This window comes from Demequina sediminicola (assembly GCF_000975055.1).
In the GTDB taxonomy this organism is placed as follows: Bacteria; Actinomycetota; Actinomycetes; order Actinomycetales; family Demequinaceae; genus Demequina; species Demequina sediminicola.
Map to the genome: position 1 here is coordinate 1 of NZ_BBRB01000001.1, position 21,571 is coordinate 21,571.

The 21,571-nt window shown below is 63.6% G+C and carries 18 protein-coding genes; 10 read left to right on the forward strand and 8 right to left on the reverse strand.

Features of this window, described 5'->3' with window-relative positions:
• Window positions 1-101 precede the first annotated feature (101 nt).
• From AOP79_RS00005 to AOP79_RS12100, 3 genes are read left to right on the forward strand one after another with little or no spacing between them, the layout of a single operon-like run.
• Window positions 102-1,466 (forward strand): MFS transporter, encoded by a 1,365-nt coding sequence (locus AOP79_RS00005; RefSeq protein ID WP_062069093.1) that lies wholly within the window; start codon window positions 102-104, stop codon window positions 1,464-1,466.
• Window positions 1,467-1,495: 29 nt separating this feature from the next.
• Window positions 1,496-1,738 (forward strand): TM2 domain-containing protein, encoded by a 243-nt coding sequence (locus AOP79_RS00010; protein ID WP_062069096.1) that lies wholly within the window; start codon window positions 1,496-1,498, stop codon window positions 1,736-1,738.
• Between the two features lie 47 nt (window positions 1,739-1,785).
• Window positions 1,786-1,905: a DUF8730 family Cys-rich protein gene (locus AOP79_RS12100; protein ID WP_500778230.1), complete on the forward strand. Its 120-nt coding sequence runs from the start codon at window positions 1,786-1,788 to the stop codon at window positions 1,903-1,905.
• Window positions 1,906-1,931: 26 nt separating this feature from the next.
• Here the strand turns inward: AOP79_RS12100 and AOP79_RS00015 are convergent, their stop codons facing one another.
• Window positions 1,932-2,339, reverse strand: coding sequence for a ribonuclease E inhibitor RraB (locus AOP79_RS00015; RefSeq protein ID WP_062069099.1), 408 nt, complete (start codon window positions 2,337-2,339; stop codon window positions 1,932-1,934).
• A 125-nt stretch (window positions 2,340-2,464) separates the two neighbouring features.
• On the opposite strand from AOP79_RS00015, the gene AOP79_RS00020 reads away from it, so the two are divergent.
• The 3 genes from AOP79_RS00020 to AOP79_RS00030 all read left to right on the forward strand — a co-directional run bounded on the left by AOP79_RS00020 (window position 2,465) and on the right by AOP79_RS00030 (window position 9,335).
• Complete coding sequence (locus AOP79_RS00020; protein ID WP_201774418.1) at window positions 2,465-3,730, forward strand: arginine deiminase; 1,266 nt, start codon at window positions 2,465-2,467, stop codon at window positions 3,728-3,730.
• On the forward strand, window positions 3,727-5,490 hold the full coding sequence (locus tag AOP79_RS00025; protein WP_062069102.1) for an alpha/beta hydrolase: 1,764 nt from the start codon (window positions 3,727-3,729) through the stop codon (window positions 5,488-5,490). Before AOP79_RS00020 ends, AOP79_RS00025 begins: the two co-directional genes overlap by 4 nt.
• Window positions 5,491-5,597: 107 nt before the next feature.
• Window positions 5,598-9,335 (forward strand): HtaA domain-containing protein, encoded by a 3,738-nt coding sequence (locus AOP79_RS00030; RefSeq protein ID WP_062069105.1) that lies wholly within the window; start codon window positions 5,598-5,600, stop codon window positions 9,333-9,335.
• A gap of 59 nt (window positions 9,336-9,394) precedes the next feature.
• Here the strand turns inward: AOP79_RS00030 and AOP79_RS00035 are convergent, their stop codons facing one another.
• From AOP79_RS00035 to AOP79_RS00050, 4 genes are read right to left on the reverse strand one after another with little or no spacing between them, the layout of a single operon-like run.
• On the reverse strand, window positions 9,395-10,162 hold the full coding sequence (locus AOP79_RS00035; protein WP_062069109.1) for a heme ABC transporter ATP-binding protein: 768 nt from the start codon (window positions 10,160-10,162) through the stop codon (window positions 9,395-9,397).
• Entirely contained in the window at window positions 10,159-11,247 is a 1,089-nt protein-coding gene (locus tag AOP79_RS00040) for a FecCD family ABC transporter permease (protein WP_062070932.1), read from the reverse strand. The genes AOP79_RS00035 and AOP79_RS00040 overlap by 4 nt, the downstream gene beginning before the upstream one ends.
• 11 nt (window positions 11,248-11,258) lie before the next feature.
• A complete protein-coding gene (locus AOP79_RS00045) occupies window positions 11,259-12,392 on the reverse strand; it encodes a heme/hemin ABC transporter substrate-binding protein (protein ID WP_236683189.1) in 1,134 nt (377 codons plus the stop codon).
• 2 nt (window positions 12,393-12,394) lie between these two features.
• Window positions 12,395-13,051 carry a biliverdin-producing heme oxygenase gene (locus tag AOP79_RS00050; RefSeq protein WP_062069112.1) on the reverse strand — a complete coding sequence of 219 codons (657 nt, stop codon included), beginning with the start codon at window positions 13,049-13,051 and terminating at the stop codon, window positions 12,395-12,397.
• Window positions 13,052-13,152: 101 nt separating this feature from the next.
• Between AOP79_RS00050 and AOP79_RS00055 the strand changes: the two genes are divergently transcribed.
• A complete protein-coding gene (locus AOP79_RS00055) occupies window positions 13,153-14,796 on the forward strand; it encodes a cation:proton antiporter domain-containing protein (protein WP_062069115.1) in 1,644 nt (547 codons plus the stop codon).
• Between the two features lie 144 nt (window positions 14,797-14,940).
• Here the strand turns inward: AOP79_RS00055 and AOP79_RS00060 are convergent, their stop codons facing one another.
• Window positions 14,941-15,327 (reverse strand): phage holin family protein, encoded by a 387-nt coding sequence (locus AOP79_RS00060; protein WP_062069118.1) that lies wholly within the window; start codon window positions 15,325-15,327, stop codon window positions 14,941-14,943.
• A 192-nt stretch (window positions 15,328-15,519) separates the two neighbouring features.
• On the opposite strand from AOP79_RS00060, the gene AOP79_RS00065 reads away from it, so the two are divergent.
• The gene (locus AOP79_RS00065; RefSeq protein ID WP_062069121.1) at window positions 15,520-15,855 is read left to right on the forward strand and encodes a PadR family transcriptional regulator; all 336 of its coding nucleotides are present in this window, start codon (window positions 15,520-15,522) and stop codon (window positions 15,853-15,855) included.
• Window positions 15,852-16,823: an HAAS signaling domain-containing protein gene (locus tag AOP79_RS00070; RefSeq protein ID WP_062069124.1), complete on the forward strand. Its 972-nt coding sequence runs from the start codon at window positions 15,852-15,854 to the stop codon at window positions 16,821-16,823. The genes AOP79_RS00065 and AOP79_RS00070 overlap by 4 nt, the downstream gene beginning before the upstream one ends.
• Here the strand turns inward: AOP79_RS00070 and AOP79_RS00075 are convergent.
• Window positions 16,804-17,220: a carboxymuconolactone decarboxylase family protein gene (locus AOP79_RS00075; RefSeq protein WP_062069126.1), complete on the reverse strand. Its 417-nt coding sequence runs from the start codon at window positions 17,218-17,220 to the stop codon at window positions 16,804-16,806. The two genes, AOP79_RS00070 and AOP79_RS00075, sit on opposite strands and share 20 nt — an antisense overlap.
• 117 nt (window positions 17,221-17,337) lie before the next feature.
• On the opposite strand from AOP79_RS00075, the gene valS reads away from it, so the two are divergent.
• On the forward strand, window positions 17,338-20,151 hold the full coding sequence (valS, locus tag AOP79_RS00080; RefSeq protein WP_201774419.1) for a valine--tRNA ligase: 2,814 nt from the start codon (window positions 17,338-17,340) through the stop codon (window positions 20,149-20,151).
• A 146-nt stretch (window positions 20,152-20,297) separates the two neighbouring features.
• On the opposite strand, the gene AOP79_RS00085 is transcribed toward valS, so the two are convergent.
• Window positions 20,298-21,440, reverse strand: coding sequence for a hypothetical protein (locus AOP79_RS00085; protein ID WP_152647931.1), 1,143 nt, complete (start codon window positions 21,438-21,440; stop codon window positions 20,298-20,300).
• Window positions 21,441-21,571 lie beyond the last annotated feature (131 nt).

The window sequence follows — 21,571 nt, forward strand, 5'->3', positions numbered from 1 at the left end:
CATACCTCGAACGACACGCGACGCACTAACGCAGTCACGAGGCCCATCCGGACTCGGAGTCATCGCGACACTCAACACGGCTGTGGACGTAGGCTCGCAGGGTGACCACTCAGCCCCGCCTCGTCCTCACCATCGCCGTCGTCGCGAGTTTCGTGTCCTTTCTCGACGGCACCGTGGTGAACGTGGCATTGCCTGCCATCGTCGACGAACTCGGTGGAGGCATCTCCACCCAGCAATGGACAGTGGACGCCTACCTGATTTCCCTGGGGGCACTCATGCTGGTGGCCGGGTCAGTCTCGGACACGTACGGCAGGCTCCGGGTGCTGCGCTGGGGCCTCATCGGATTCGCGCTCACATCGATCGCCATTGCCCTGGCCCCAACTGCCACATTCCTCATCGTGGCGCGGCTGCTCCAAGGCGTCGCGGGCGCAATGCTCGTCCCCAGTTCACTTGCCCTCATCACCTCAACGTTCCGTGGGCCCGCGCAAGCCAAAGCAATCGGCACCTGGACTGCCGCGACGTCAACGGCCATGATCATCGGTCCTATCGTCGGTGGCCTTTTTGTGGACTTCGCGTCATGGCGGTGGGTGTTCCTTATCAACGTGATCCCCGTGGGCGCGACGCTGTGGATGATGGGCCGCCTCGCGCAACGTGATGTGCGGAACCCCGATGGCCGTATTGACATCATCTCTGCCGTCCTGTGTGCAGCGGGCCTGGGCGGCATGGTGTACGCCCTCATTGAAGAGCCGATGCTCGGGTGGACCCACCCAGGGGTGTGGGCTACCGGACTTGCAGGCGTGGCAGCATTCGCCGCCTTCTTGATTCGCCAGACGCAAGTAGAGCAGCCAATGCTCCCACTCACTCTCTTCCGCGAGCGCAACTTTGCGTGGGGCAACGGCGCAACCTTCCTGATCTACGGTGCACTCGCACTCAATGGCTTCGTGGTGGCGGTGTACTTGCAAGAGGGAGCGGGACTCTCGGCCACGGCCGCAGGCTTGGCAAGCTTGCCGATCACAATCCTGATGATCGCGCTGTCGTCACGAGTGGGCGCGTGGGCGGGCCGGCATGGTTCGCGGCTCTTCATGACAGTGGGCCCGGTGACGATGGCGGCGGGCGCATTGCTGATGTTGACGGTCTCCGCTGACTTCAACTACTGGTGGCAGGTGCTGCCGGGCATGATTCTGTTTGGGTTGGGTCTCACACTGACTGTGACGCCGCTGACGTCAACCATTCTGGCTGCGGTGCCTTCGGAGCGTGCAGGGATTGCGTCGGCGACCAACAATGCGATCTCGCGCGTGGCAGGACTGGTTGCAGTCGCTCTCGTAGGCGCAGTTGTCGGTGGAGTGCTGGATTTGGGTGGCTTCCATCGGGCAATGTGGGCTACCGCCATTTTGATGGCCGCCGGAGGCATGGTGTCGTGGCTTGGCATTCGTAACACCGCAGCGCACGAGCAGCCAACACGCTAAAACGACCACAAAGCGCCTAGAGTGTGGTGATGACAAACACACCGCCGCAATACGCGTACAGCCCACTTCCACCCAAGTCGCTCGCTGTCGCGTACGTGCTGTGGTTCTTCTTTGGTCTGCTCGGCATCCACCAGTTCTACCTGGGCAAGGTGGGTCGTGGAGTGCTCTACCTGTTGACGGCCGGCATCTTCGGCATCGGCTTCATCATCGACCTCTTCACGCTGCCGTCGCAGACCCGCCAGGTGAACACCCAGCGTGCGGTGCGGCTATAACAAAACCCAGCATCGGCCGTATCGGAGCGTTCCGTACAATGAAGCGCATGTGCTCACCTATCGCATGCCCTGACTGCAAGAAGACCACCTGGACTGGCTGTGGCCTCCACGTCGACGAGGCGCTCGCGGGTGTCGCTGAAGCGGATCGTTGCGCCTGCGCGGCCTGACTGTCGACGCCACCTGACCCGTGGCGTTAGAGCCCGTCGAGCAACTCCACACCCCACGCTGCCTTTTCTTGCTTGGTGTAGAACGCTGTCCAGCCGCCGTACTCGCCAGAGTGCTCGTGCGCGATTCGTTCGCCTAGGTCAACAGCGTCCTTGAGCACGTCGGGGACTAGCGCGGTGTCGCGCCAGTGGATCAGGATGCCCCACTCCTCAACGCCGTGACTGGGCGGCACCAGTTCGCCTCGTGCCCCTTCTGCCGCAAGCGTCTTTCCAGCTGCCCGCGCGTTGTCCTCTGCTGTGAACGCCACGGTGACTTCCAAGTCCCGGGCTGTTGAGGCATCGGCCCCTCGCCCAAGGAACGTTTCCCAGCGTGCAGCATCGTCGCTCCACAGTCCGTAGGGCTCGGTGCGGCGGCGTGAACGACTGAACAATCCCATATCGCCTCACACTAGTGCGTGGGAGCGACCGAAAGTGGCGTTGCGGTCGCACAACCTGACGGCAACAGGGACGATGCTTATGGGAGGACTAGCATCGTGTCACCTTCGCGTCAGGGAGGCTTGCAGTGAGCGAGACCTTGGTCGATACCCACCCACGGAAGTTTGGTGTCCATTCTGAGGTGGGTGAGCTCCACAGCGTTTTGGTGTGCTCCCCTGGTCTTGCACACCATCGGTTGACTCCGTCGAACGCGAGCGACCTTCTCTTTGACGATGTCATGTGGGTGGATCACGCGATTCGTCACCATCGGGAGTTCGTTGACCTGATGCGCGAACGCGAGATTGAGGTGTGGGAACTCACGGCTCTGCTGACTGAGGTTCTCGATATCCCGAGGGCTCGCGCGTGGCTGCTGGACCGCAAGATCACGCCCAACGAGGTAGGGCTTGGCCTGGTGGAAGAAGTCCGCGCCTTCGTGAATGAACTTCCTTCTCCAGCTCTCGCGGGCTTTGTGCTGGGAGGCTTGTCCACGCGGGATCTTCCCGGGGACTTCCGTTCGTCCTCCGTAGCGCTGGTGCGCGAAGAGTCGGGCATGCGCGACTACCTGATGCCGCCTCTGCCGAACACCATGTACACGCGCGACACCACGAGTTGGATCTACGGCGGAGTCACGCTCAACCCCCTGTACTGGCCCGCGCGCCACGCAGAAACCCTGATTATGCGGGCGGTGTACGAGTTTCACCCTAAGTTCGCGAACCAGGTGCAAACCTGGTGGGGCGACCCGGAGCTTGACCATGGGCTTGCCACTCTTGAGGGCGGCGACGTGATGCCCGTGGGCAATGGCGTAGTGATCATCGGGATGTCGGAGCGTTCCAGTCGGCAGGCCATCACTCAGGTGGCCACAGAGTTGTTTGCCGCTGGCGCTGCCGAGAGGGTGATCGTTGCCAAGCTTCCGCGTATGCGTTCCGCCATGCATCTCGACACTGTGTTTACGCTGGCGGATCGCGATGTGGCAACGGTCTTCCCAGCGGTCGTGGACGCGATCGAAACTTACTCCATCTACGAGTCCACACGCCCTCTCGCCCTCGACGTGCGGCAGGAGTCACGACCCTTCACGGAGGTGGTCGCGGAGGCGATGCGGATCCCCAGCTTGCGACTTATCGCTACTGGCGGGGACCGCTACGCGGCGGAACGCCAGCAGTGGGACGATGCTAACAATGTGCTCGCTCTCGAGCCCGGCGTTGTGGTGGGCTATGACCGCAATACTCACACCAATGCTGCGCTGCGGGACGCGGGCATTGAAGTCCTCGAGATTGTCGGTGCCGAACTTGGGCGGGGTCGCGGCGGCGCTCACTGCATGACTCAGCCGCTCGTGCGTGACGCCCTGTCGTCATGACTCACACCGCGACTGCCTCCCGCGGGCTGGTCGACCGAGCACATACCCGGTTCACTCAGCCCCGTCCGCCCCGCCGGCGCGCGCCCGGCATCATTGAGCCGCATTTCTCCGGCCTCGGCGTGATTGTTGGGCTGTACTTCTTTTCACTCTCACTCACTCCCTCACTGCTTCCGCGTGAGGGGTGGGTGCAGGGAATCAACTCGGGTGTGACGTTCATGGTCGGTTACGGCCTGGGTGTCGCAGTGTTCGCAGTGGGACGGTTCCTCACTGTGCCGCAGGCGCGTGGACGCATCCGGGCAGTGCTGCTCACCGTCGCGCTCGTGGTTATTGGTGTGCAGACGGGCCTTGCCATCTGGGACTACGTGGGGTGGCAGAACGAGACTCGGCTGGACTTTGGAATGGACCCGCTGTCGCCCCTGGTATGGCCTGTCATCGTGGTGGTCGCAGCTCTGGTCGCAGGCATCATTCTTGCGCTATCACGCTGCCTGCGCGCGCTGTTTAGGTGGGCCGACGACCTCTTGGACCACTTCCTTCCTCGGAGACTGGCGGTGGCTGTCGCTGCGGTCGCGTTGACCGCTCTGCTGTGGTGGGTTGCGTCGGGTGCGTTCGTCAACGCGTTCTTTACTGTCTCGAACTGGGCGTTCTCAGGCCTCGACCTAGACGACAAACCGGGAGTGACGCAGCCGGTCGACGAGCATCGTTCCGGTTCCCCCGCGTCCCTCGTCGCGTTCGACGACCTGGGCCGACAGGGCCGTTCCTTTGTGTCCACAGGCCCCACTGCTGCGGACATCGACGAGGTGGGGCCAGGCGGCGCACTCGAACCGGTACGCGCCTACGTGGGATTGCGGTCCGCTGAGACTCTTGAGGAGCGCGCAGAGCTCCTGCTCGACGAACTGATCCGGGCCGATGCCTTCTCGCGGGAGGTGCTTGTGGTCACCAGCACCACGGGTACAGGGTTCATCGACCCTCGCGGGGCGGACCCAATCGAGTACCTGTGGAATGGGGATACCGCCATCGCGGGTTTGCAGTACTCGTATTTGCCGAGTTGGATCTCTTTGCTTGCTGACCAAGAAGAGGTGGAGGAGACCTCACGAGTCGCGTTCCGTACCATCCACGATTATTGGGCGACGCTCGAGGACTCCGCGCGCCCTGAGCTGTACCTGTACGGACTCTCGCTCGGCTCCACGGGTGTCGAGGCCGTGCTGTCGAGCGTCGACATCCTCAACGAACCCATCGACGGCGCCCTCATGGCGGGCCCGCCGTCGCTCAATGAGATGCACTACGAGATCACGCGGGATCGAGACGCTGGATCCCCTGCGGCGTTGCCGGTCTTCAATGACGGGCGCACGGTGAGATTCGCCGATGAGGCCAGGGTGGTGGACAGCAGTGGGGGCACTCAAGCGAACGGCCCCGTGTGGGGTGACACCAAGGTGGTGTATTTGCAGCACGGGTCTGATCCAGTCATCTGGTTCAACCCGGAATTGGCCTGGACGTCACCCGATTGGCTCATCCCCGGCCAGCGAGCGCCCGATGTGTCCAGCACCATGGCGTGGTATCCGCTCGTGACCATGTGGCAGGTGCTGTTGGATCTGCCAGCTGCGGGCAACGTTCCGGATGGTTTTGGGCATCTGTATACGGTGACGGCGAACATGCAGGCGTGGGCCGCAGTCACGAACGTTGAGGTCAGTGACTCTCAGATGTCTGCGCTTGCCGCACATCTTGAGGAACGCGACGAGATTTACGCAATATCGCAAGACTGATATTGCGTTTTTAGCGTCACTCCCGCTAGTCTCCCGGTAAGGCATGCCTCACTTGGCTGCTGCGGCGCGTCGAAGCGCCCCAATTCTCTCGAGCCTGGAGTCCCCACGTGACATTGCGTAGCGCCCCTTCGCGCCCAGCCGCCATTGTGGTGGCGCTGGTGCTTTTTGCCCTGACGGCAACCATGCTGACCGCCTTCCCCATCGCCGCATCCGCCGCGACCCCAGGATCGCTCACATGGGGAGTGAAGGAGTCGTTCCGCTCCTACCTGGCCACAGGCGGAACAGCCACGGCGAGCAGCGGCGCTACAGACAACGGCACGGCCACCACCTTCCCTGCCAGCAACGCGAACATTGTCGACGGCGCCGGCGAGGTGAACTACGCCGGATCGGTCACCTTCGCATACCCCTCGCACGGACTCGACATCACCCTGTCAAACGTCAGCATCACACTCGACGGCTCCTCAACGGCGACACTGAGCGCCGAGCACGCAGGCGTCCGCCAGTCGCTGGCCAGCCTCGATCTCACGTCGGGCTCCCAGACAGTTGCCGATGGCGTCACGACCTACTCCGGCGTCTCCTCCGTGGCCCTCGCAGGCACACCTGCCATCTTCGGCAACTACTACCCCGTTGGCTCCGCACTCGCGCCCGTCACATTCTCTTATGCCACGCCTGCGGTGGACCCAGACCCCGAACCCACGTCCCCCGACCCTGAACCGACGGAGACCGAGACACCCGACCCTGAGCCCACCGAGACCGAGACGCCGGACCCTGAGCCGACGTCCCCGGACCCCACCACGCCCGACTACGGCATCACGGTGAATTCAGTGGTCGCAGACGGAGACTCGGCCGTCGTCACGTTCTCTGGCACCTTCCCGGCAACCGTCAACGAGGTGAACACTGGCATCTACGCCTTGTGGTGCACCGAGGGCTACGACCGCTCACGCAGCACCGGCTGCGCATCAACTCGCGATGCTGGCGGATGGTTCGCCCACACAAGCCAGTACGCCACCATCGTCGGCTCCGTCGCTCATGGCGTGTGGTCCTTCACAGACGTCCAGGTCACCGTGCCCAACACCGTGGGTGACACCCAGTGCAAGGGCGCGGACGGCGACGCCGAATGCGGATTGCTCTTCCGTCTGGACCGCTACAACAACTCAGACACCAGTTTTGATCAGTTCGAGTCAGTGCCGTTCCCCGACACGACTCCCCCAGCTGTACCGCAGATCACCGTCTCAGAAACCGAGAATCTTGACGGCAGCGGACAGACTGTCACCATCACCGGAACGGGATTCGACTTTGAAGCCGACGGTGCACCCGTAGGATCACGCCCACCGCTCGCCGGCCTGAGCACTGGTGCCTACGTAGTCTTCGGCAAGTTCGCAGACCAATGGCAGCCCACCTCGGGCGCGCAATCGACGGCTCGTCTGGTCGCGGAAGACCAGGACCGTTGGGCACTGCCCGCCGCATACCTCTCGACGGGAAGCGACAATCCTGTTCCGCCCATGTTCCAAGCCGCACTGCGAGCCGACGGTGTTGCGGTCGACGCCAACGGCGACTTTGAACTGACCCTTGAGGTGTCTGATTTTGCCCCGGACGCCGACGGCAACTACGGCATTTACACCTATGCTGCGAGCGGTGCAAAGTACGCGCCGTACGAGACCGCAACTCTCCTCTCGTTCCGCGACGATGCCCCTGAACCGGCGAGCGGTAACCTCACGTGGGCCATCTCTGAGTCCTTCAACGCGTATGTCACAGGCCCCGTCGGACAAGGGTCGATCACCGCATCGGCCGGAGCCACGGACAAGCCTGAGCGCTTCACCTTCACTGCGGATGGCGGCAACGCCGATGTGACACTCGGCAAGGGCACCGCACAGTTCCGCGGGACTGTCGCGTACAGCGCACATCACGGCCAGTTGACCCTCTCCATCGAGAACCCGTTCATTCGAGTCACCTCCCCGAACTCCGCTGTTCTCAGCGTCATGACCGGCGGACAGCGCATTGATTTTGCGAACCTCAACTTGGGGGCAGCGGCACGGGTCGCGGGCACGAATGCCGCGACGTTCTCCGACGTTCCCGCCACCTTGACCAGTGATGGTGCGGCAGTGCTGCGTTCCACTGCAGGAAGCGCGATCGCTCCACTGACCGTCACCCTCGGGGCCTCTGCGCCCACCGACGGTGACGGCGATGGCAGTGACGGCGGCTCAACCCCAGGTAACGGGTCCGGCACAGGCACTCCAGGCAATGGCAACGGTGGCACCGTCGTCGCGGTCGACGAACCCACGTCAACACAGACCGCCGCCACCGTGGGGCGATTGACCTGGGGCATCAGCTCTGGGTTCCGCAACTACGTGACAGGGCCTATTGCTCAGGGCCAGGTGTCTGTCACTGGCGCGAGTGCCGGAGGTTCGACCTTCACGTTTGTGCAGTCCGCGGGCACGCCCAATGTTGCTGGCGGCACCGGCTCCGCGACATACGGAGGCTCAGTGCGGTTCTCCGGCCACCACGGAGCATTGGACTACACGTTCGCGAACCCTCGAGTCACCCTGACGTCGAGCACCACAGCGGTGTTGAACGTCGCGGTGAACGGCACTCGGATGAACTTCGCGACCCTCAACCTGGCATCGGGGACCCGCTCTGAGCTGAACGGCGCGGTCCGGTTCTCCAATGTGCCTGCCACGTTGACCTCTGCCGGCGCATCCGTCCTGAGCTTTGGCGGAAACTCCCTCGGTGTTGACCCAGTCACTGTGACGTTTGGCGCCGCAGCATCGGGCGCGACCGGATCGAGCACAGCACGGGTGGTGCAATCCGCGTTCACGACACACACGGACACCGACATCCCTGACACTCCCCCCGCAACAACGGGCATCGAACTTGATGCAGAGACTCTCGAGGCACTCTTGCGTGGCGAGGTTGTCACCATTCAGGTCGGCGGCTTCCAGCCCAACGAAGAAGGGATCTCGGTCGTCGTCTACTCCACCCCCACGGTGCTCGCGTCAGACCTCACGGCCGATGCGACGGGAACCGTGACGTGGACTGGGTCACTCCCCTCAACGTTGACCGGGCAGCACACCCTCACGTTCCAGGGCTCAGTTGACAAGGGCATCGTGCTAGATATCCCAGATGCGTCACTCGAAGGCATGTGCGTAGCCGATGCCGAACTGGCCTGGGGTTTCAAGTCCGGATTCCGCGCCTACGTCGAGTCCACCACCGCCAACGGTGAATGGGAGCTCGAAGGCGTCACTGAAGAGGATGGCATCTTTACCTGGGCCACCGGGCAGGCCGTGCTCGACCCCGAAGACTCCACCGGCGCTGTGAGCACTGAAGGATCGGTGCGCTTTACCGGCCACGGCGGCGCACTGGACACCACTATTGCGAACCCCACCGTGGAACTCTCGGCCGACGGCGCATACCTGCTGCTCGACGTCTCAGGCACCACACAGAGTGGTGAAGATGTCACGCAGGACGCGATCCGTTTTGCCGAACTCGACCTCGAAAGCGCGACGGTCACCACCGACGGAAACACCACCACGGTGTCCGATATCCCGGCGGCTCTGACGGAGGCGGGCGCGGTCGCGTTCGGCACCTATCCGACCGGCGAGGAACTGGACACCATCACGGTGACGTTGACCGGTGCCGACGATTGCGCCGCGGTTCTTGGTGGCGCACAGATTGCTGTAGCGGAACCGAGCCCGTCGCCCACACCCAAGGCCGAGTCTGACGACCCGGCAGCGACGGCAGAGACTTCATCAGAGGGTGGCTCGTTCTGGTGGATCTGGGTCTTGGCAGCGCTGGCGATTGCAGGCGCCGCGACTGCCGTCATTGTGGGGGCACGCCGCAAGGCTTGACTCTGCTGAACACTGAAGCGGGGCCGTCCTGGGGACATGGGCGGTCCCGCTTTGGCGTACTAGCGGACCGGAACGACAATGGGCGTGCCGTCTGGGTCATCCAAAACGCGCACAGGCACTCCGTACACACGCTCGAGCATATGAGCGTCAAGAACATCCCTCGGAGCTCCAAGGGCGGCCAACGTGCCACGCTCCATCACCGCGATGCGGTCCGCATAGGCCGCTGCGAGCGAGAGATCGTGCAACACCACCACCACTGCAGCGCCAGCGCGTGCCTGGGCCCGGGCAACTTTCAGCACGTCTTCCTGATGTTTGAGGTCCAGCGCCGCCGTGGGCTCGTCAAGCAAGAGGGCCTGAGTGCGCTGCGCCAGCACTCGCGCAAGCGACACCCGTGCGCGCTCACCGCCAGACAGTGAGGTGAACGTGCGCTCGGCAAGATGAGTGACATCGGCCTCAGCCATCGCGGTGGCGACCGCCGCGTCATCGTCTTCTTCGTCAGCCGTGCCACGCCAAGGAGCGCGCCCCATGTCCACCACTTCACGGACACGGAAGGAGAACGCTACGTGGTTGTCCTGAGGCAACACGGCACGATGTCGCGCGAGCTCGAGTGCATTCCACTGTGTGATCGCGCGCTCATCGCAGGTGACTCGCCCTTCACTCGGGGTGCGGTCCCCCGCCATGACTCCAAGCAACGTTGACTTCCCTGCCCCATTGGGTCCCACGAGCGCCACGATCTCGCCATGTTCCACGTCGAGGGATACGCGATCGACAAGAGTCGCATCGCCGATTCGCACGCTGACCTCGTCCACCGAAAACGCCACGCTCATGCCCACCCTCCTTGGCGGGACCGAGCACGGCGCAGTAGCCAGAAGAAGAAGGGTCCACCAATGAGGGAGGTGAGCAAACCAATGGGCAGCTCCGCGCCTGTGACCGCAGTCCGCGCAAACAGGTCAGCCCAGACCATGAGCACTGCACCACCCAGCAGCGAGCCCGCCAGGAGCATCTTGTGCGCGGGGCCAAGCATCATGCGCACCGCGTGAGGGACCACGAGCCCCACGAACGCAATGATGCCGGCGAAAGCAACAGCGGCACCCGTCAGGACAGCCACCACAATGATGGAGATCACCCGAAGTCGCTCAACTCTCAAACCCAGGTGCCCAGCAGTGCGTTCGCCCAGCGCCAGCAGGTCGTAGCGCCGCGCCAAGGCGAAAGCCACCGATCCCGCCACAAGCGTCAAGGAAGCGACAACCGCTACCTCATTCCACCGCGAGCCGTTGAGCGACCCCAGCTGCCAGAACACAATTTGCTCGCGCGCAGCCGAGTCGCCAATGAAGATCACGAGCGCCACACCAGCACCGGCAAAGGCGTTCACCGCGATTCCGGTGAGAAGCAATGTGACCACCTCAGTCCTCCCCTGGGACCGTGCCATGAAGTACACGAGCAAGGTGGCGCCCACGCCGCCCACGAAAGCCATGGCCGCCATACCGAAGACACCAGCGAACACGCCGCCCGACACAATCGCGAGCGCAGCGCCTAGTGCCGCACCCGAGGACACACCCACGACGCCGGGCTCGGCCAAGGGGTTGCCGAAGATTGCTTGCATGACGGCGCCGGCTATCGCGAGGGCGGCACCGACGGCGAGGCTCATCGCTACGCGGGGGAACCTGATCTGCCAGAGCGCTTGATAGGTCACATCGGTGGCTGGAGCCCAGGAGGTGTCGACTCCGATGCCTTGCAGGAGCGCACCGATGACTTCGGTCACTGACACCGTCAACTGACCCACCCCTGCAGAGGCGATCATTCCTAGGACCAACAACAACGTGAGTGCCGCGAGCAACACCGGCGCCCGCCACCGTCCTCGCTGGCGGCCGGCAGCGGCGCTCGCGGGAGCATCGGCCTTTGCGGCCGCCACGTCGGTCACGACTAGCCTTCCGGTGCGTACACCGCGCGAGCCAACGCGTCGACGATGCTGGCGGAGCGCGGGCCAAAGGCCAAGAGTTGGTTGTCGGCCATATCTACAATGCGCGAGTTCTGTCCCGCGGCGGTGAGTGCGATGGAGGGCTTGGATTCGAGGAGGCCTTCGACACCGCCGACGGATTCGAGCCCCTTGGTCATCACAATGATGACTTCGGGGTCTGCGGCGAGCATGGCCTCGTCGGTGAGGGGCTTCATGCCCTCGAGTCCCGTCTCGGTGGCAACATCGACGCCGCCGAGCGCGCCGATGAGTTGGTCAGCTCCGGACTCGTCGCCGAACATGTAGTAGACGCCAGAGGCACCGCGGAGGTACAGCATCATCACCCGCAGTCCTTCCTGGGGTGCGATGGACGCCACCTGAGCGGTGGTGGCTTCCACATCGGCGGCGATGTGTGCGGCGACAGTCTCCCCGGCATCGGCCACTCCCAATGCCGCTCCCACCTGGCGCGATAACTCCTCTGCACCCGCGAAGGTCGGGTCGTTCTGTACATAGACCACGGGGATGCCGGCGTCGCGGATTTGAGCTACAGCATCGGAAGGGCCGATGCTGCCATCGGTGAGCACCAGGGTCGGTTCAAGTTCGAGGACGGCCTCGGGGTTGACCGTGTGGCTGGACCCGGTGATGACGGGAAGATCTTCAGTTCCGGGGAACTCCCCCGCTGCATCGCGTCCGACGAGCCGGTCGCCCTGTCCAAGTGCCCACACGGTCGCGGCGATGGAACCAGAGATGTCCATTGCCACAACCCGGGAGGTGTCGTCGACGGTGACCTGGCGGTCGCCATCGCGTTCCTTCGAGGTGACCTCGACTGGAAGTGCAGGGTCTGGTGCGGGCTCGAGCGCCGGGACGGACGCATCGGCGATGGTGGCAGTCGACGGACCCACAAAGGCGTGAGGGTCGTCGAGCCACGCGACCTCATCCCAGGGCGTCGTCTGCGCGAGTGCAGACTCAGTGGCCGATGCGGCCTCCGCGGTGGGGTGGGCTTCTACTGCCGCACCGCTGGCCTCAGGTGTCAGCGGAACTGCGCACGCCGTCAGGAACAGTAGTGCCCCTGCGAACGCGGCGGTGATCGAACGTCGAGCCACGTCTATGAGGCGACAGGCTCGGGCACTGCGTCACCCAATGCGTTAAACATGTCCCCGTTGAAACGGAACGCCAGCTTTGCCTCAGCGAACAGAATCTGCGCTTGGTCCTCGCAGAAGTCGAGCGCATCGATTTGGTCGCGGTATGCCCTCTTGAAGCGCACCGGACTATCGATCGCCTCAAAGCGGTAGAACGCCAGTTGGTCCGGGGTCGCGTCGTAGTGCCTCGCAACCAGGGATGCGATGGCTTGACCGCCCGAGAGGTCTCCGAGGTATCGCGTGTAGTGGTGCGCCAGGTAGCGCGGGACATCCGCATCGGCAATGGACTCTAGGTGTGCGACGTACGCCTGTGTGGCGGGCAGCGCCGGGTGAGCGATTTCCCAGTCCCCAGCACCCAAGTGAGCGAGGTCCGACACGATTGATGGGAACCGTGGCAACGCAGGTTCAGACAAGAACTCGGGGTCGCCCGGCTGGGGCTGACGCGCTTCCAGCGCGCGATACACGTACGCGTATTGAGCGAGGTAGCGCGTGTACTCGTCGAGCGAAAGTTCACCACCCATCAAGCGTGAGATGAAGGAACGGTTCTCCGTGTCCTTGTGTTCGACGGCGGTGGCGTCGCGCAGTCGCGCAGCGAGTCCGGGGGCACCCTCAGCAGAAGTCATAGGCCGATGCTAGCAATTACGCAAGGGTCATGTCACGCAAAAATTTCGGTTCACCTCAACTTTCTGCCTCCCAGGAAACATCCCTCCCGTAGAATGACCCCATGTTGGACCACGCACCCCTCCTGACCACGATGGCGGTGGGCCTGGTCATGGCCTTCATCCTCGGCTTCATTGCCCAGCGCCTCAAAATGTCCCCCATCGTCGGCTACCTCGCCGCCGGGCTCGTCATTGGCCCCTTCACCCCCGGCTTCGTCGGAGACACCGAAGTCGCCTACGAGCTTTCCGAAATCGGTGTGATCCTGCTGATGTTCGGCGTAGGACTGCACTTCTCGATGAAAGATTTGCTCGCCGTCAAGAAGGTCGCCATCCCCGGCGCCGTCGTGCAAATGCTCTTTGCTACTGCACTCGGTACCGGCGTTGGCCTGTGGCTCGACTGGTCGTTGGGCGCCGCCTTGCTCTTTGGCCTCGCGCTATCCGTCGCATCGACCGTGGTCATGCTGCGCGCGCTCGAAGACAAGCAGCTTCTCGACACCCGCGCCGGTCACATTGCCGTGGGCTGGCTCATTGTCGAGGACCTCGCCATGGTGATTGCGCTGGTGGTGGTCCCCGTGCTCGCCGTCGATGCCGCCGGTCCGGGAGCCATCGCGGGCGAGCTCGCGTGGACCCTCGTACGCGTGGGGCTCTTTGTCGCACTCATGCTCGTCGTGGGCAAGCGAGTCATCCCCTGGCTCCTGGCGCGCGTCGCAGACACCGGCTCACGCGAGCTCTTCACCCTGTCCGTCCTGGCAATGGCCATGGGTACTGCCGTGGGGGCGGCGTGGTTGTTCGACGTCTCGTTTGCGCTCGGCGCCTTCTTTGCCGGCATGATCATGCGCGAGTCCGACCTCTCTCACCGCGCGGCCGATGACTCACTACCAATGCGCGACGCGTTCTCCGTCCTGTTCTTTGTGTCGGTCGGCATGCTGGTTGACTGGCACATCATCATTGAGGCACCGCTCGCGCTCCTGGTCACGACGCTCGTGATCGTCGTTGGGAAGTTCGTGATCGCGTTCGGCCTGGTGCGTGCCCTGAAGTACTCGAGACGGATGTCCCTGGTCGTGGCGGCCTCTCTCGCGCAGATCGGCGAGTTCTCCTTCATCCTCGTCACGATGGGTAGCGACTACGACATCCTGCCCGAGGCCGCACAGGACCTCGTCCTGGGTGGAGCGATCCTCTCCATCGTCATTAACCCCCTGCTTTTTGCTTGGGTCTCCCGGTTCTACCGCGAAGGCGTCGACCCGGACGAGGCGGATGCAGCCGATGCGCCGCGCACTTACACGGGCGGCGAGCACGTCATCGTCGTAGGCTTCGGGCGGGTAGGCACCCGTGCAGCGACCACGCTGTGGCAACAAGGCGTCCCAACGGTCGTCGTGGTCGATGACGAAAATGTCGTTAAAGCGCTGCGCGAGGATGGCGAGGAAGCGATCCTCGGCAATGCAGTGCGCTCCAAGGTGTTGAAGGCAGCGGGCTTGCCCAACGCGACAACAGTCCTTGTCGCCATTCACGACACCATCACGGCCGGAGCGATCGTGGCCAAGGTCAAGAAGCTCCACCCCGAGGTGCGCGTCATCGCGCGCGGCCAGACCGAGACAGACATGGAGTACCTGACTCACCTCGGAGCGGATCGAGTTCTCGTGGGAGCCTTCGAAGTTGCGGATCTGATGGCCATCGATGTCATGACGGATCCCGAGTCCAACCCCACCTAAGAGCGCTCAGGGCCCAGCACTCGCGACACGATGGCCTGGGCGCTTGCCGGCACTCCTCGGTGCGTCTGACGAGACGCCGCACATGCACAAGGGCCCTGGACACCGCGATGGTGTCCAGGGCCCTTTCGTGTGAGAAAGCGAGGGTTAGTCCTTGCCTCCCACGCGCTCCTTAAGGATGAAGGACAGCAAGATCCAACCGGCAAGCGCCGAGGCCAGCCACACAATCAGTGTTCCCAGCAGCCAGGCAGTGACGCCATCAATGGTCAGCCCATCGGTAATGAGGGTCGTCAGGAGCAGTGCCACGAAGGTCGAGACCAGGGCAACGCCGCCCTGGAGTGCCTTCGCATACTTGACCGCAACCTTGAAGATGAATGGGGACAGGATGGCCTGAGCGGCCACGAAGATCACAACTGCGATGATGAACCCATCGAACGCGTTGATCGAGAACCCGTCGACGAAGTACGAGGCGGCCAGTAGGCCGACAACCGCAGCAACGAGGCTGGACAGAATATTCCACATGAATCGCACCATGTGACTGACGCTACTGCACCCACACCTCTCGCCGCACGAGATAGGCATCGACACGCCCACCGCCTCCCCCACCTTGTCCGGCTTCATTGGGACCCCAAAGATGCGCCGCCGGACATGCGCGCGCTGCTGCGGCACTGCGCTCACCTCCACCACGGTTTCCTATAGTGTGTGTCGCACAGTATTGTAGGGGGCATGCTCGATCCTGACCTCGTTGCCCAGCACCGGCAAGAACTCCGTCGTGGCACGACGTCCCTCGCCTGCCTGGCGCTCCTCGCACACACGCCCGATTACGGCTATAACCTGCTCTCGCGATTGTCCGCGATCAGCCTGACTATCGAGGCGAACACCCTCTACCCGCTGTTGCGCAGGCTCGACAAGCAAGGGCTTCTGACATTCGAGTGGGACACCACTGACTCACGCCCACGCAAGGTCTATGCCACTTCTCCGGATGGCATCTCGCTCATTGACCTACTGCGCGCGGACTGGGAACGCCTCAGTTCCGCGCTGCAACTGATGGAGAAATCATGACACTCACCGACCGCTACATCGCCGCAGCCGCCGCCAAGCTCCCCGAGGATCAGCGTGCGGAAGTCTCGGCGGGACTTCGTGAAGCCATCGGGGACGCCATTGACGCTCGCCTCGACGAGGGCCTCGACAACGGTTTCGCAGACGCCGAGCGCTCCGCCCTGAACGCCATGGGTGACCCTGAGGCACTCGCAGCAACGTACAGCGAGCGTCCCCTCGTGCTCATAGGACCGGATCTCTTCCTCAAGTGGAAGCGGCTGACGGTGCTCCTGCTGTGGATCGTTGTGCCAATCATCGCAGTCGTCATCCCCCTCGCGGGCTACCTTGATGGCGACTCATGGGGCACGATTGTCGGCAGCACCATTGGCGGATGCATCACCGTGGCCGTCCACCTGGTCTTTTGGGTGACGCTCATCTTCGCCGTCCTCGAAAGGACCGGCGTCGGCGCAGCTGACCTCTCTGACAAGTGGACCGTCGACGATCTGAAGGAGACTCCAGATCCACGTGTCCCTGCCGGGGACACGATCGGCGCCGCGGTCACGTTGGTCATCACGGCGATCTTCCTCATCTGGCAGCAGGTCTACCCCTGGGCCCACACTGACACCGGCGAGGGCCTCCCGCTCCTCAACCCAGCCTTATGGTCGTTCATCCTGCCGGCACTCCTGGTGGTGATGGCCGTCGAGTTGGTGCTCGTAATCGCGCGCCAGGTGCGTGGATGGTGGACGCCAGCCGATGCCTGGGCAACGCTCGCAATCAACGTCGCCTCCGTGGTCCTCGTCGCGATTCCGGTCGCACAGCATGCGCTCCTCAACCGGGAACTGTTTGCGCACATCGGGTGGCCAGATGCGGCCACGACTGTGACGCTCGATCAGATTGAGTGGATCACACTGGCCGCGATTGTCGCGATCAACATCACAGACGTGGTGCAGGGCTTTCGCAAGGCGCGGCGCGCTACTCGGTCCCCCGGGTAACGCGGTTCCACGCGTTGGTGACCGCCACCGTTTCCACGATGGCACCCAGTTGCTTGCCGGTGAAGAACTCGCCAGCCCGGGCGCGCGCTTCTCGCTCGAGGCCTCGGGGAGGGTCCGTCAGGATCTCGGCAAAACGCAAGGCCGCCGCGTCGCCCTCCGAGACGGCATCGGCCCTCATGCTGCTCACCGGGCGGGCAAGCGCACTGATCAGCACCGGAGACGCCCCCTCAGCCGCCAGCTGCTCTGAATGAAGCCGGATGCAATGCGTGCAGCCATTGATGTGGGAGACACGCAGACGGATCATTTCCCGCAGGCGCGGCTTCAGCTCTCCGCCCACGGACATGTCGAAGTCCTCGAGCGTCTTAAAGAACTCCGCACGCACTTTGGCCTCAGTCACGGAGCGACCCTAGCAACGCATTCCGCGCCACGCCAGAGCCCTGGTCAGAAATCTGTGAATGCGCCTGAGATACCCGCCGACACCGAGCATCGGCCCTGTTCTGGAAGAATGACCCCCATGAGCGCACGCATCCCCGACAAGGCCACCGTTGATGGACTCGAGGACCGCTGGAACGAGACGTGGGAAGCGGACGGCACCTACCGCTTCGACGTGTCGAAGTCCCGCGATGAGGTCTACTCGATCGACACCCCTCCCCCGACAGTCTCGGGATCGCTGCACGTCGGACACGTCTTCTCCTACACCCACACCGATGTGGTGGCGCGCTACCAGCGCATGTGCGGCAAAGAGGTCTTCTACCCGATGGGGTGGGACGACAACGGCTTGCCCACGGAGCGTCGCGTGCAGAACTATTTCGGTGTCCGCTGCGACCCGACGCTGCCATACGTGGAGGACTTTGAGCCGCCGCACTCCGGTGGAGCGAAGTCGGTCAAGGCTGCCGACCAGGTGCCGATCTCGCGCCGCAACTTCATCGACCTGTGTGAGCGACTCACTGCCGAGGACGAGCAGCAGTTCGAGCACCTGTGGCGCCGTTTGGGCCTCTCCGTTGACTGGTCACGCACGTACCAGACCATTTCGCCGTCGTCACAGGCTGTCGCGCAGCAGGCGTTCCTGCGCTCACTCGACCGCGGCGAGGCCTACCAGGCTGAAGCTCCCACCCTGTGGGATGTGACCTTCCGGACCGCCGTCGCTCAGGCGGAACTCGAGGACCGCGACCGTCCCGGCGCGTATCACCGCCTCGCCTTCGAGCCGGCGGCCGACATGGAAGAAGCCACTGGCTCCTTCGAGACGGTGTGGATCGAAACCACTCGCCCCGAACTCCTCGCGGCCTGTGTCGCTCTCGTGGCACACCCCGATGACGAGCGTTACCAGCCGTTGTTCGGCAAGCACGTGCGCACCCCCATCTTTGGTGTCGAGGTTCCCGTGGTGCCACACCGCCTTGCATCGCCTGACAAGGGTTCAGGCATCGCCATGATCTGTACTTTCGGCGACGTCACAGACGTGATCTGGTGGCGTGAGCTCGGCCTGCCCATGCGTTCCATCCTGGGCCGCGACGGACGCATCCTCCCGGACGCACCCGAGGGCATCGAGACGGCCGATGCTGTGGCCGCCTACAACGAACTCGCCGGCTTGACCGTGTTCTCGGCACAGAAGCGCATGGTGGAAATGCTGGTGGAAGCGGACGCCATCGACGGCGACCCCAAGCCCATCCAGCACCCCGTGAAGTTCTTCGAAAAGGGCGACAAGCCCCTGGAAATCGTCACATCGCGCCAGTGGTACATCTCCAATGGAGGCCGCGACACCGACCTGCGCTCGGAGCTCCTCAAGCGTGGCGAAGACCTCGACTTTGTTCCCTCCCACATGGGCAAGCGCTACGAGAACTGGGTCAATGGACTCACCGGTGACTGGCTAATCTCCCGCCAGCGCTTCTTCGGTGTCCCCATCCCCGTCTGGTATCCACTCGACGACGCCGGTGAAATCGTGTGGGACTCCCCCATCGTCCCGTCAGAAGACGCACTGCCCGTGGACCCGTCCTCGCAGACCCCCGCCGGATACGACGAGGCTCAGCGCGATGTTCCCGGTGGCTTCACCGGCGAGAAGGACATCATGGACACCTGGGCCACGTCATCGCTCACGCCACAGATCGTGTGTGGCTGGCGCGACAACCCGGAACTGTTCGCCAAGACGTTCCCCATGGACCTGCGCCCTCAAGGTCAGGACATCATCCGCACCTGGCTGTTCTCGACTGTGGTGCGATCGCACCTCGAGCACAACGCACTCCCCTGGAAGCACGCCGCGATCTCCGGCTGGATCCTGGACCCCGACCGCAAAAAGATGTCGAAGTCCAAGGGCAACGTCGTGACGCCGCTGGGCCTCCTAGAAACTCATGGGTCCGACGCCGTCCGCTACTGGGCAGCTTCGGCTCGCCTGGGCACGGATGCCGCCTTCGACGAAGGCCAGATGAAGATCGGCCGCCGCCTGGCAAACAAGGTGCTCAACGCCTCGAAGTTTGTCTTGGGTGCCACCGGCATCGCCACTGCTGCCAACGAGTCGCTTGAGGCGGGCCTTACTGCGACGTCGCACGTGACCGCTGGTGTCATCAATGGCGAAGGCGTCCACGTTGCCGGAGGCGCCGCAGGAGACGCCAACCCTGCCGCCCTCGATGGCACCGGTTCGCTCGTGACGGACCCGCTCGACCGCGCCCTGTTGGCCGGCTTGGCTGAGGTCGTCGACACCGCCACGAAGGCGTTCTCCAGTTACGACCACACGCGTGCGCTCGAGCAGGCTGAAACCCTGTTCTGGACGTTCTGCGATGACTACGTCGAACTCGTGAAGGCTCGTGCGTATGACGGTGCCGCACCTGGTGCCGACATCGACCCATTGGCCCCCTGCTCCCCCGGAGCAGCATCGGCCCGTGCCACGCTGGTGATTGCCCTCGAGACGTTCTTGCGCCTCTTTGCACCGTTCCTACCGTTCGCCACCGAAGAGGTGTGGTCCTGGTTCCGCCCCGGAACCGTGCACCATGCCGCATGGCCCGCCTCGGCTCCGCTGCGCGCGGTCGTCGGTGACGGCGCGGACGCATCCCTCGTGGGAACGGCCGGCGAGGCCCTCGCCACGTTGCGCAAGATCAAGTCGGAGGCCAAGGTTTCCCAGCGCACCGAATTGGTCTCGGTAGACCTCCTCGTGCCAGAAAGCCAGGTGGCTGCGGTTAACGCCGCCAAGAACGACCTGATGGCCGCCGGCCGCGTCCGCGCGCTGCAGGTTGTCGATGCGGTGGCTGCACTCGACCCCGCAGTTGATGGAGGGGAATCGGCGGAGATCGCTGACACCACGGTGATGCGTACCGAGAACGCCGTCCTCTCGGAGTCCTAGGACACGAACAGGCCCCTCCACACCACAGGTCCGTCGACACCCCCCTCCACAGCACAGCTCCGTCCACACCACAGAGCCTCACCGTCACCGTGGCGGTGAGGCTCTGTGGTGTGTTGCGTGGATGATGAAGGCAGCGAGTGCGACGCCTACGATGCCGGTGTCGCCGTTGGCGCAGGTAACTCAGTCCGCAGGTCTACGGTGGGTGTGGGGGCTGGCACATCAAAGTTTTGAATCACTTCATCCAGCGCGTCCGGATCATATGAACGAACCACGATGGGCGAGTCGACCACGTCATCCTCGTGAGCCGTGTCTCCCTCCCACTGGCCAGCGGAAGTGTGCATCATCACGAGCACCGACCCGGCGATCATGGCGCTGTTGCCTAGCAGAGAGACCCACGCCAAGGCGCGCGCTCCTACCCGCCACCCCGGAGCCGCCACTGCGCCCAGAGCAAACAAGAAGCCCGCCCACGGCAACACAACAATCCCCAAGAGTGACGCCCAGGTCAGCGTTGGGCATCCGCGAACTGCGGTTACCGCCGGCATCATCTCGGTGGATTCAACTTCGCTACCGTAGCTGCGGCGAAGGCCCGGCGTCAGCGCGTCGTAGAGCTCAGCAAGCCGATCACGAACACGATCGATGTCGGCATCGTCATAGCCATACGCATAGAGCATTGTTCCGCTCAACGCAACGCGATGACACATCAGCACTAAGTCATCCATGGCGTGTCTGGCTCGCGGCGTCATCCATGCGTGCACGAGAAGCGGCTCGCCTGACACCTCGTACTGGGCTTGATGAACATGACCGTCAGAGTCCACGGCTTGTAGAGGATCCGAGGCTGTGGAGTTCCCGGGGTGGCGGCGCCTGAACTCCACCGCAGGCATCGAGTGTTGAAGGTAGATGATCTGGACCGCGGTGCCAGCGCCAAAAGGAAGGATCCCCTGGACGGTGACGCGTTCAAGTGGGGCGACCGAGCCGCCTGATGTCTGCACTTCTGTAGTCAGACGCATGGTCGTGGGAATGTTGCCCCCGTTGAATGGCGCGAGGCTTGACGAGTACTCGCCTAGTGCCGGTCCCCAGATGTCGCGTCTCCACCCAGGCGGCTCAACCGGGATACGCGCGAACGCCACCCCCAACGTGATCGCCACAGCGACCACAAGCACACCCATGCCGAAAGCGAGCGGTACGGCGAGGCCCTCGGTGACGAACAGCAGCGTGAGAGCCATCGCAACGACGCCTGTCACACAAACCTGAAACCATCGCTGCCAGATGACATAAGCGAACATATGCATCCCCCCTAGGCTCTACCCGTAGGGATCCTAGCGAAGTCGCTGGGCAGCCCTGCAACCAGCGCCCTGCGACCCTGCAATCTGAGACCCGCGACCTGAGACCCGCGACCTGAGAGCCGCACACTGCACACTCC

Bases quoted from the DNA above. Each gene is read 5' to 3' on its own strand.
- AOP79_RS00010 (WP_062069096.1), top strand. From the start codon at position 1,496: ATGACAAACACACCGCCGCAATACGCGTACAGCCCACTTCCACCCAAG.
- AOP79_RS12100 (WP_500778230.1), top strand. From the start codon at position 1,786: ATGTGCTCACCTATCGCATGCCCTGACTGCAAGAAGACCACCTGGACT.
- AOP79_RS00015 (WP_062069099.1), bottom strand. From the start codon at position 2,339: ATGGGATTGTTCAGTCGTTCACGCCGCCGCACCGAGCCCTACGGACTG.
- AOP79_RS00025 (WP_062069102.1), top strand. From the start codon at position 3,727: ATGACTCACACCGCGACTGCCTCCCGCGGGCTGGTCGACCGAGCACAT.
- AOP79_RS00035 (WP_062069109.1), bottom strand. From the start codon at position 10,162: ATGAGCGTGGCGTTTTCGGTGGACGAGGTCAGCGTGCGAATCGGCGAT.
- AOP79_RS00050 (WP_062069112.1), bottom strand. From the start codon at position 13,051: ATGACTTCTGCTGAGGGTGCCCCCGGACTCGCTGCGCGACTGCGCGAC.
- AOP79_RS00055 (WP_062069115.1), top strand. From the start codon at position 13,153: ATGTTGGACCACGCACCCCTCCTGACCACGATGGCGGTGGGCCTGGTC.
- AOP79_RS00060 (WP_062069118.1), bottom strand. From the start codon at position 15,327: ATGGTGCGATTCATGTGGAATATTCTGTCCAGCCTCGTTGCTGCGGTT.
- AOP79_RS00065 (WP_062069121.1), top strand. From the start codon at position 15,520: ATGCTCGATCCTGACCTCGTTGCCCAGCACCGGCAAGAACTCCGTCGT.
- AOP79_RS00070 (WP_062069124.1), top strand. From the start codon at position 15,852: ATGACACTCACCGACCGCTACATCGCCGCAGCCGCCGCCAAGCTCCCC.
- valS (WP_201774419.1), top strand. From the start codon at position 17,338: ATGAGCGCACGCATCCCCGACAAGGCCACCGTTGATGGACTCGAGGAC.
- AOP79_RS00085 (WP_152647931.1), bottom strand. From the start codon at position 21,440: ATGCATATGTTCGCTTATGTCATCTGGCAGCGATGGTTTCAGGTTTGT.